The sequence below is a fragment of the Streptomyces ureilyticus genome, from assembly GCF_011045025.1.
Taxonomy (GTDB): Bacteria; Actinomycetota; Actinomycetes; order Streptomycetales; family Streptomycetaceae; genus Streptomyces; species Streptomyces ureilyticus.
In genome coordinates, this window is record NZ_JAAKZX010000298.1 from 1 (window position 1) to 9,310 (window position 9,310).

Annotated in this window: 9 protein-coding genes; 5 read left to right on the top strand and 4 right to left on the bottom strand. The window is 69.8% G+C overall.

What is annotated here, in order from left to right; genetic code table 11:
- From G6048_RS44340 to G6048_RS44360, 5 genes are all read left to right on the top strand, one after another.
- A partial coding sequence (locus G6048_RS44340; RefSeq protein ID WP_235991063.1) for an ABC transporter substrate-binding protein occupies positions 1-1,829 on the top strand: 1,829 nt, incomplete at its 5' end.
- A 103-nt stretch (positions 1,830-1,932) separates the two neighbouring features.
- A complete protein-coding gene (locus G6048_RS44345; RefSeq protein WP_165345290.1) occupies positions 1,933-3,009 on the top strand; it encodes an ABC transporter permease in 1,077 nt (358 codons plus the stop codon).
- A complete protein-coding gene (locus G6048_RS44350; RefSeq protein ID WP_165345291.1) occupies positions 3,006-3,935 on the top strand; it encodes an ABC transporter permease in 930 nt (309 codons plus the stop codon). Before G6048_RS44345 ends, G6048_RS44350 begins: the two co-directional genes overlap by 4 nt.
- Positions 3,932-5,119 (top strand): ABC transporter ATP-binding protein, encoded by a 1,188-nt coding sequence (locus G6048_RS44355; RefSeq protein ID WP_165345292.1) that lies wholly within the window; start codon positions 3,932-3,934, stop codon positions 5,117-5,119. The genes G6048_RS44350 and G6048_RS44355 overlap by 4 nt, the downstream gene beginning before the upstream one ends.
- Positions 5,116-6,150 carry an ABC transporter ATP-binding protein gene (locus G6048_RS44360; RefSeq protein WP_165345293.1) on the top strand — a complete coding sequence of 345 codons (1,035 nt, stop codon included), beginning with the start codon at positions 5,116-5,118 and terminating at the stop codon, positions 6,148-6,150. Before G6048_RS44355 ends, G6048_RS44360 begins: the two co-directional genes overlap by 4 nt.
- Positions 6,151-6,229: 79 nt before the next feature.
- Here G6048_RS44360 and G6048_RS44365 read toward each other — a convergent pair whose 3' ends face one another.
- From G6048_RS44365 to G6048_RS44380, 4 genes are all read right to left on the bottom strand, one after another.
- Positions 6,230-7,183 carry a bifunctional riboflavin kinase/FAD synthetase gene (locus G6048_RS44365; protein ID WP_165345294.1) on the bottom strand — a complete coding sequence of 318 codons (954 nt, stop codon included), beginning with the start codon at positions 7,181-7,183 and terminating at the stop codon, positions 6,230-6,232.
- 189 nt (positions 7,184-7,372) lie between these two features.
- Complete coding sequence (gene truB, locus G6048_RS44370) at positions 7,373-8,281, bottom strand: tRNA pseudouridine(55) synthase TruB (RefSeq protein WP_165345295.1); 909 nt, start codon at positions 8,279-8,281, stop codon at positions 7,373-7,375.
- Complete coding sequence (gene rbfA / locus G6048_RS44375; protein WP_165345296.1) at positions 8,278-8,748, bottom strand: 30S ribosome-binding factor RbfA; 471 nt, start codon at positions 8,746-8,748, stop codon at positions 8,278-8,280. Before rbfA ends, truB begins: the two co-directional genes overlap by 4 nt.
- Before the next feature lie 109 nt (positions 8,749-8,857).
- Positions 8,858-9,151: a DUF503 domain-containing protein gene (locus tag G6048_RS44380; protein WP_033326870.1), complete on the bottom strand. Its 294-nt coding sequence runs from the start codon at positions 9,149-9,151 to the stop codon at positions 8,858-8,860.
- Between the last annotated feature and the right edge of the window lie 159 nt (positions 9,152-9,310).

Sequence of the window (9,310 nt, forward strand, 5' to 3'; positions counted from 1 at the left end):
GCCTCCGGCCCCTCCGCCTCCTCGCGGCCGCGGCCACCGCCGCTCTCACCCTCACAGCGGGCCTCACCACCCCCCTGAACCCGGCACCCCAGCGCGCCCAGGCGGCAGCCGACGACGGCAAAGACGTGCTCACCGTCGCCGTGGCGCAGAGCGTCGACTCGCTGAGCCCGTTCCTGGCGACGCGGCTGGTCAGTACGAGCATTCACCGGCTCATGTACGAGTACCTGACCAACTACGACCCGAAGGACAACCGCGCGATTCCGGGCCTGGCCACCAAGTGGGAGCCGTCCGCCGACAAGCTCACCTGGACGTACACGATCCGGGACAACTCCAAGTGGTCGGACGGCAAGCAGGCCACCGCCGAGGACGCGGCGTGGACGTTCAACAAGATGATGACCGACGACGGCGCGGCCACCGCGAACGGCAGCTTCGTCGCGAACTTCCGCGAGGTCACCGCCCCGAGCCCCACCAAGCTCGTGATCGAACTGAAGAAGCCGCAGGCCACGATGGCCGCGCTGGACGTGCCGATCGTGCCGAAGCACGTGTGGGAGCACGTCGGCGACTTCTCGAAGTTCAACAACGACAAGACGTACCCCATCGTCGGCAACGGGCCGTTCGTCGTCACCGACTACGCCCCCGACAGCTTCGTACGGCTGAAGGCCAACACGTCCTTCTGGCGTGGCGCTCCGAAGTTCGACGAGCTGGTCTTGCGTTACTACAAGGACCAGGACGCCGCCGTCGCCGCCCTGCGCAAGGGCGAGGTCTCCTTCGTCGCGGGCGCGCCCGCCCTGACGCCGGCACAGGCCGCTTCCCTCGAGGGCGAGGAGAACATCAAGGTCAACGACGCGCCCGGCCGCCGTTTCTACGCGCTCGCGACCAATCCGGGCGCGCGGGCCAAGAACGGGGAGAAGTTCGGCGACGGCCATGAGTCGCTGCTCGATCAGCAGGTCCGGCAGGCCCTGTTCATGGCCGTGGACCGCAAGACCATCATCGACAAGGTCTTCCAGGGCTACGCGGTCGAGGGCGAGGGCTATATCCCGCCACGCTTCTCGACGTACCACTGGGAGCCGGCGGACGGTCAGAAACTGTCGTACGCCCCGGACAAGGCGAATCAACTCCTCGACGAGGCGGGCTACAAGAAGAACGCTGACGGCAAGCGCGTCGGCAAGGACGGCAAGCCGATCAACTACCGCATCCTGTGTCACGCGACGGACCCTCAGGACAAGGCCGTCGGCAAGTACCTCCAGGAGTGGTGGGGCGAGCTCGGTATCGGCGTCACCCTCAACTGCCTGGACAACGTGACCGATCCATGGCTCGCCGGCGAGTACGACCTCGCCTTCGACGGCTGGTCCGTCAACCCCGACCCCGACTTCGTCCTGTCCATCCACACCTGCGCCGCGCTCCCGGCGACTCCCAAGGACACCGGCGCGACGGACAACTTCATCTGCGACAAGCGGTACGACGAGCTGTACGGGAAGCAGCTCGCCGAGTACGACGCGGCAAAGCGGGCGGACCTCGTCAAGCAGTTGCAATCGCGGCTGTACGACACCGGGTACATGAATGTCATGGCGTATCCGAACGCGGTCGAGGCCTACCGCACCGACCAGATCGAGTCGATCACGACGATGCCGCGACAGGCGGGGAACATCTACGGTCAGGACGGCTACTGGAGCTGGTGGTCAGCGACTCCGGCCGCCGTCGACGAAGCGTCCGAGGAGTCGAGCTCCGCGGGCGTCATCATCGGCATCGTCGCGGGGGTCGTGGTCCTGGCGGGCGTCGGTTCGTTCTTCGGGATGCGTCGCCGCGCGAGTGCCGAAGACCGCGAATAGCCACCGCGCGAGTGCCGAAGACCGCGAATAGCCACCGCGCCACCGCTGAGCGCACCCGAGTGCCCCCTTCCACCGAGTGAGCCGAGTGAGAGTCCATGACCCTATGACCGCTGAAGCGACACCCTCGCTGGTCGAGAAGGCCGGAACGACCGACAGCCCCGCCGAGGCCGGGCCGTCGGTCCGCGGGCCGCGGGCGCGCACGAGAGCCGCGTATCTGCGATATGTGGCGGGCAAGGTGGGCGGCGCGGCCGTCTCGCTACTCGCCGTCCTCGTCACCAGTTTCTTCCTCTTCCGGCTGATCCCCGGCGACCCGGTGAAGTACATGACGGGCGGGCGCCAGGTGTCGGCTGAGCAACTCGCCACCTACCGGCGGGAGTTCGGGCTTGATCTGCCGTTGTGGCAGCAGTTCACGGAGTACTGCGGCAAGGCGCTCACCGGCGATCTCGGCACCTCGTACCAGTTCAACGCACCCGTCATCGACAAGATCAGCGAGGCGCTGCCGAACACACTGCTGCTCACGGGCACGGCGTTCGTCCTCTACACGGCGCTCGGCGTCTTCCTCGGTACGCGTGCCGCCTGGCGCCACGGCGGGCTCGGCGACCGGCTCAACACCGGTCTGGCGCTGACCCTTTACTCGATTCCGTCGTTCTGGCTGGGGCTGCTGCTCATCATCGTCTTCTCGGTGGGCATCGGCCCGATTCCGGGTCTCTTCCCGACCGGCGGTATGGAGTCGGGCGGTGAAGAGGGTTTCGCGTACGTCCTCGACGTCGCCCATCACCTGATCCTGCCGGTGATCACGCTGGTCGCGGTGGAGTACGGGCAGACCCTGCTCGTCACGCGGTCCGCGCTGCTGGACGAGCTGGGCAGCGACTATCTGACGACCGCGCGGGCCAAGGGACTACGGGACGATCTCGTACGCCGCCGCCATGCCGTGCCGAACGCGATGCTGCCGACCGTGACGCTGATCTTCGTCAATCTCGGGCGGACCGTCGCGGGCGTGATCCTCGTCGAGACGGTCTTCTCCTGGCCGGGCCTCGGCGGGCTCTTCTACCAGGCGCTGAGCGTGCCCGATCTTCCCCTGGTCCAGGGGCTGTTCTTCATCTTCGCGGCGGCGGTGATCGTGATGAACACGCTGGCCGACCTGATCTATCCGCTGCTCGACCCCCGGGTGGGCCGATGACAACCGAAGCAACTCCCCCGCCTCAGGCTGCGAAGGCGAGTCCGCGCGCCCTCGCCCGGCAACGACGCCGCCATTCCGCGGCCCGCTTCTGGAAGCAGTACCGCACGCACCGCGCCGGTCTCTTCGGCCTGACCGCCCTCGTGCTCTTCGCGCTGATCGCGCTGACCGCGCCGCTGACCATCGGCTCCGACGTGCAGAGCGTGACGGACGCGCCGGGCGGGCCGCTGGAGAGTCCGAGTGCCGAATTCCCGCTGGGGACGGACCAGTTCGGGCGCAGCCTGCTCGGTCTGGTGGTCTGGGGCTCGCGGGTCTCGCTGCTCGTGGGACTGCTCGCGGCCGTCCTTTCGGTGGCGATCGGGGCGCTGATCGGGATCACCGCCGGGCACTTCCGGGGCTGGTACGCGACCGTGCTGATGCGGATCACAGACTGGTTCCTGGTCATGCCGACGCTGGTGCTCGCGATCGCGCTCGCCACCGTGATGTCCCGTTCGCTCAGCACGATCATCCTGGCGATCGGCGTCACGACCTGGCCGACCACGGCCCGCCTGGTGCGCGCCCAGACCCTCGCCGTGGAGTCGCGGCCGTACATCGAACGCGCCAAGGCGCTCGGCGGCGGCCACGGGCACATCATGTCCCGCCATGTCCTGCCGAACGTCATGCCGCTGGTGCTGGCCCAGACGACGCTGATCATCTCCTCCGCGATCCTCGCCGAGGCCACGCTGGCGTTCCTCGGGCTCGGCGATCCGACGGTGGTCTCCTGGGGCGGGCTGCTCCAGGACGCGCGGGAGGCGGGCGCGGTCAGTTCCGGGAAGTGGTGGTATCTCGTCCCGCCGGGTATCGCGATCGCCGTCGTCGCGCTCGCGTTCACGCTGTGCGGGCGCGCGGTCGAGTCCGTTCTCAACCCCAGGCTGGGGGTGGCCCGTTGAGGCTCCTGGAGGTACGCGACCTCGAAGTGACATACGCGGGTGGGGCCGCCGCCGTGCGCGGGGTGGACCTCACCGTGGACGCGGGCCAGAAGCTCGGCCTCGCGGGTGAGTCGGGCTGCGGCAAGTCGACGCTGGCGCTCGCGCTGCTGCGGCTGCTGCCCTCCGGGACGCGGGTGTCCGGGGAGATTCTCCTGGACGGCGAGGACGTGCTGGGCATGAGATGGGGGCGGGTACGGGCGGTCCGGTGGGCCGGTGCTTCGATCGTCTTCCAGGGCGCGATGCACTCGCTCAACGCCGTGCACCGTGTCGGCGACCAGATCGCCGAGCCGATCCTGCTGCACAGGACGGCGACGCCCACGGGCGCCCGTAAGAAAGCCGGCGAACTCCTGGAGCACGTGGGCCTTCCGGCGGCACGCGCGTCCGCGTACCCGCACGAACTGTCGGGCGGCCAGCGCCAGCGCGTCATGATCGCGATGGCTCTGGCCTGCGATCCCCGCCTGATCATCGCGGACGAGCCGACCACGGCCCTGGACGTGATGATCCAGGCGCAGATCCTCCGCCTGATCGAGCAGCTCGTCGCCGACCAGGACCTGGGCCTGATCATGATCAGCCACGACCTCGCGGTCCTGTCCGACACCTGCGACCGGCTCGCGGTGATGTACGCGGGCCGGGTGGTGGAGGAGGGCCCGGCGCAGTCGGTCTACGAGAACGCCCACCACCCGTACGCCCGGGCGCTGTCGGCGGCATTCCCCCGGATCGGCGACCCCGCCTCGCGCTTCGCGCCACGCGGCTTGCCGGGCGACCCTCCGGATCCGGCCGCGCTGCCCTCCGGCTGCACGTTCCACCCGCGCTGCTCGGTCGCTCTGGACGGGTGCGCGACGGAGGACCAGCGGCTGCGCGATGCGGGGCCGGTGCGCAGGGCGGCGTGCGTCCACGTGGGGGTGCCGGGGTCGGCCGGGCCCGGGGGACGTACCGGCGCGACGTCGGTCGGAGCCGGGGCCGAGGTCGGGCTCGGGGTCGAGGCCGCGGTCGAGACCGAGGCAGACACCGCATCCGCCGCCGACGAAGCCGTCGGAGAACCCGCAAGCGAAGCCGTAGGAGATGCAGTCGGAGAGCCCGCCGGAGATGCGGTCGGAGATGCCGTCGGAGAAGCCGTCGGAGAAGCGAGGAGCAGTACGCCATGACGAGCACCCTTCCTCCCCCGCCCTCCGGGGCGGCGCCCCTCCTCAGCGCCGAAGGTCTGCACGTCGCCTTCCCCGGTCGCCACGGCGCAGCCCAGGCCCGTGCTGTCGACGGAGTCGACCTCGACATCCGGCCCGGTGAAATCGTCGCGCTGGTCGGGGAGTCGGGCTGCGGCAAGACGACGCTGGCACGCTCCTTGCTGGGGCTCGTCCGGCCGACCGCGGGCCGCGTGACCTTCGGGGGCGAGCCCCTCGGCTACTCGTCACGGGCGCTCAAGGCGTACCGCAGTCGCGTTCAGCTGGTCCTTCAGGATCCGAGCGGCTCGCTCAATCCGCGGCACACGGTGTACGACGCGGTGGCGGAAGGGCTGCGTATCCACGGGTACGCGGGGGACGAGCGGGCGGCGGTCGCCGAGGCCCTCTCCCGGGCCGGGCTGCGTCCCCCCGAGCGCTTCTTCCTCCGCTACCCGCACGAACTCTCCGGCGGCCAGCGCCAGCGCGTCGTCATCGCGGGCGCGCTCGTCCTGGAGCCCGAACTCATCGTCGCCGACGAGCCGGTGGCCTCCCTCGACGCCTCCGTACGCGGCGAGATCCTGGCCCTCCTGCTGCGCCTTCGCACCGAACTCGGCCTGTCCGCCCTCGTGGTGACACACGACCTGGGCCTCGCGTGGAACATCGCCGACCGGGTCGCGGTGATGTACCTGGGCCGGATCGTGGAGACAGGAGCCGTGGAGCAGGTCCTGACAGAACCCCAACACCCGTACACCCAGGCCCTGTTGTCCGTCCTGCCGGAGTCACCCGGCGATCCGGTCGTCCTCACCGGCGAACCCCCGGACCCCTCCCGCATCCCCTCCGGCTGCCGCTTCCACGCCCGCTGCCAGATCCTGGCGAGCGGCGAGGCCGCACGCGCCTCGGTCGCAGACGCCTGCCGCGAACAGGACCTGCCGGTCCTCGCCGGAGGCGGCAGGACCCAAGTGGCCTGCCACTGGGCAGCGGTCGTCCGGACGGCGACCGTGGAGCAGGCGCTCCAGTAGTTGGCTTTGTCGACACGTCGACGGGGGTGCCCGGTGCCTTCACCGGCACCGGGCACCCCCAGCCACGTACAACAGCCGTCTACTCCCCCTCGTACGCCTCCACCAGCTCCCGGCAGCGCTTCACGTCCTGAGCCATGGTCTCCAGCAGGCCCTCGAGGGAGTCGAACTTGGCCTGCCCGCGGACGAAGGCCAGGAAGTCGACCGCGACATGCAGGCCGTACAGGTCGAGGCCGACGCGGTCGATGGCGTACGCCTCGACGGTCCGCTCCGTGCCCTCGAACTGCGGGTTCGTGCCGACGGAGATCGCGGCGGGCATGGCCTCGCCCTGGGTGTGCAGCCAGCCGGCGTAGACGCCGTCGGCGGGGATCGCGGTGTGCGGGAGCGTCTCGACGTTGGCGGTCGGGAAGCCCAGTTCACGGCCGCGCTGGGCGCCGCGTACGACGACGCCCTCGACGCGGTGCGGGCGGCCGAGGATCTCGCGCGCGCCCTCGACATCGCCCTCGGCGACGAGCCGCCGGGTGAGCGTGGAGGAGAAGGGTTCGCCACCGCCGGCCGCGCCGGTCACGTACAGGTCGACGACCTCGACGTCGAAGTCGTACGTCTTGCCCTGCTCAGTCAGGAACGCCACGTTCCCGGCGGCCTTGTGGCCGAAGCGGAAGTTCGGGCCCTCCACGACGGCCTTGGCGTGCAGCTTGTCGACGAGGACCTTGACGACGAAGTCGGCGGGCGAGAGCTTCGAGAACTCGGTGGTGAAGGGCAGGATGAGCACGGCGTCGACACCCAAGTCCGCCATCAGCTCGGCGCGGCGGTGGTGCGGGGCGAGCAGGGGCGGATGGCTACCCGGGCGCACGACCTCGCTCGGGTGCGGGTCGAACGTCACGACAACAGACGGAACGCCCAGCTCGCGCGCCCGGTCCACGGCATGCCGGATGATCAGCTGGTGCCCGCGGTGGACGCCGTCGTACGAGCCGATGGTGACGACGCTGCGCCCCCAGTCCTGGGGGATGTCCTCCAAGCCACGCCAGCGCTGCACTGTGACCGCTCCTCGTCGAAACCGCTTCCGTATTGGCTGCGTACCGATCGCCTCATACGCAGGTCTCTCATACGCAGGTCCAAGAGTGCCATGCCGCACCCGCTCGCCCAGCATCGGCATGGGGCCTGTGACGGTCCGCACCCGCCGGTCAACCCCGATCAACACTGGTCAGCGCCGGGTCAGCACTGGTCAGCCGAAGACGGCCAGGCTCTTGGCCTTGCCCTTCTGCTCCTCCACCAGCGCGAGGAACCGCCCTTCGGGATCGAACACCCCAACGGCGCCGACCCTCGTGTACACGTCGGGAATCTCGAGCCGGACCCCGTTCGTCAGCAGCCGCGCTCGCTTCTCGTCCACGTCCCAGCGCGGGAACGCGGCCTCTGCCGCCTCCGCCAGCGGCATCACGGTCAGCTCCTCCTGGAGCTGGTCGAGCGTGCGCGCGGAGTCGAGCTTGTAAGGGCCGACGCGGGTGCGGCGCAGCGCCGTCAGATGGCCGCCGACACCCAGGCCGGCGCCGAGGTCGCGGGCCAGCGCGCGGATGTACGTCCCCGAGGAGCAGACCACCGAGACGACCAGGTCCAGTACGGGCGTACCGTCCTCGGCGACGGCGCCCCGGACGTCGTACACGGAGAAGGAAGAGACCGTGACCGGCCGGGCCGGGATCTCGAAGTCCTCACCCTCGCGGGCCCGCTTGTACGAGCGCACCCCGTCGATCTTGATGGCGCTGACCTTGGACGGCACCTGCATGATGCCGCCGGTGAGCTTGGCGATCCCGGCGTCGATGGCGTCCCGGGCGACACCCGAGGCGTCGGCGGAGGCCGTGATGTCCCCTTCGGCGTCATCGGTGACGGACGTCTGCCCGAGCCGGATCGTCCCCAGGTACTCCTTCTCCGTCAGTGCGAGATGGCCGAGGAGCTTGGTCGCCTTCTCGACGCCGAGGACGAGGACGCCCGTCGCCATGGGGTCGAGGGTGCCCGCGTGTCCGACGCGGCGGGTCTTCGCGATCCCGCGCATCTTGGCGACCACGTCGTGCGAAGTGAAGCCCGACGGCTTGTCGACGATGACCAGGCCGTCGGGCGTGCGGTTGTTCTTCTGGGTCATGCCGGGGCGTCGCCGTCCGTCTCTGGCGTCTCGGCGTCCTCCGCATCGTCCGGCTTCTTGTACGGGTCTGCCTCACCCGCGAAGCTGGCGCCGGCCGAGACCTCGCGCACCTTCGCGTCCGAGGCCCGTGCCTTGTCGAGCAGGTCCTCGATGGTCTTGGCGGTGTCCGGCAGGGCGTCCGCCACGAAGGCGAGCGTCGGCGTGAACTTCACGCCCGCCGCAGCCCCGACGGCCGAGCGGAGCACGCCCTTGGCGCTCTCCAGACCGGCTGCCGCCGCCGCGCGCTCCTCGTCGTCCCCGTACACCGTGTAGAAGACGGTCGCCTCCCGCAGATCCCCGGTGACCCGGGTGTCCGTGATGGTGACGTGGGAACCGAGCCGCGGGTCCTTGATCCCGCGCTGCAGCTTCTGGGCCACCACCTCTCGGATGAGGTCCGCCAGCCTCTTCGCCCGCGCGTTGTCGGCCACTGGTCCGTCTCCCTCTTTCTTGCCTGTTCCGCGTATCCGCGGGTGCCGCGTGTGTCCGCGTGCACATTCATCGTCGTGCACGGCGTGCACGGTCCATCGTCGTGCACGGTCAGTCGTCGTCGCCGTGCAGCCGCCGTCGTACGGACAGCAACTCCACCTCGGGCCGGCCGGCGACCATGCGCTCGCACCGGTCCAGTACGTCCGTCAGATGCCCCGTGTCTCCCGAAACCACCGCAAGGCCGATCTCGGCCCTGCGATACAGATCCTGATCGCCCACTTCCGCCACGCTCACCGCGAACTTGCGCTGGAGCTCCGCCACGATGGGTCGGACGACGGAACGCTTCTCCTTCAGCGACCGTACGTCGCCGAGGAGCAGGTCGAAGGACAGAGTCCCCACGTACATGTTGTGTGTCCGGATGTCCCGCCGGTACGGGGTAGATGACCCGCCAAGCTCTTGGCAGGGACGTCGAGAACGGTACAACGGGAGGCTGGCGCGGCTCGAGGGGGTTTTCGCCCCCGCCGCCCTTACCCGTCCCATACCAAGGGGCTCCGCCCCTGGACC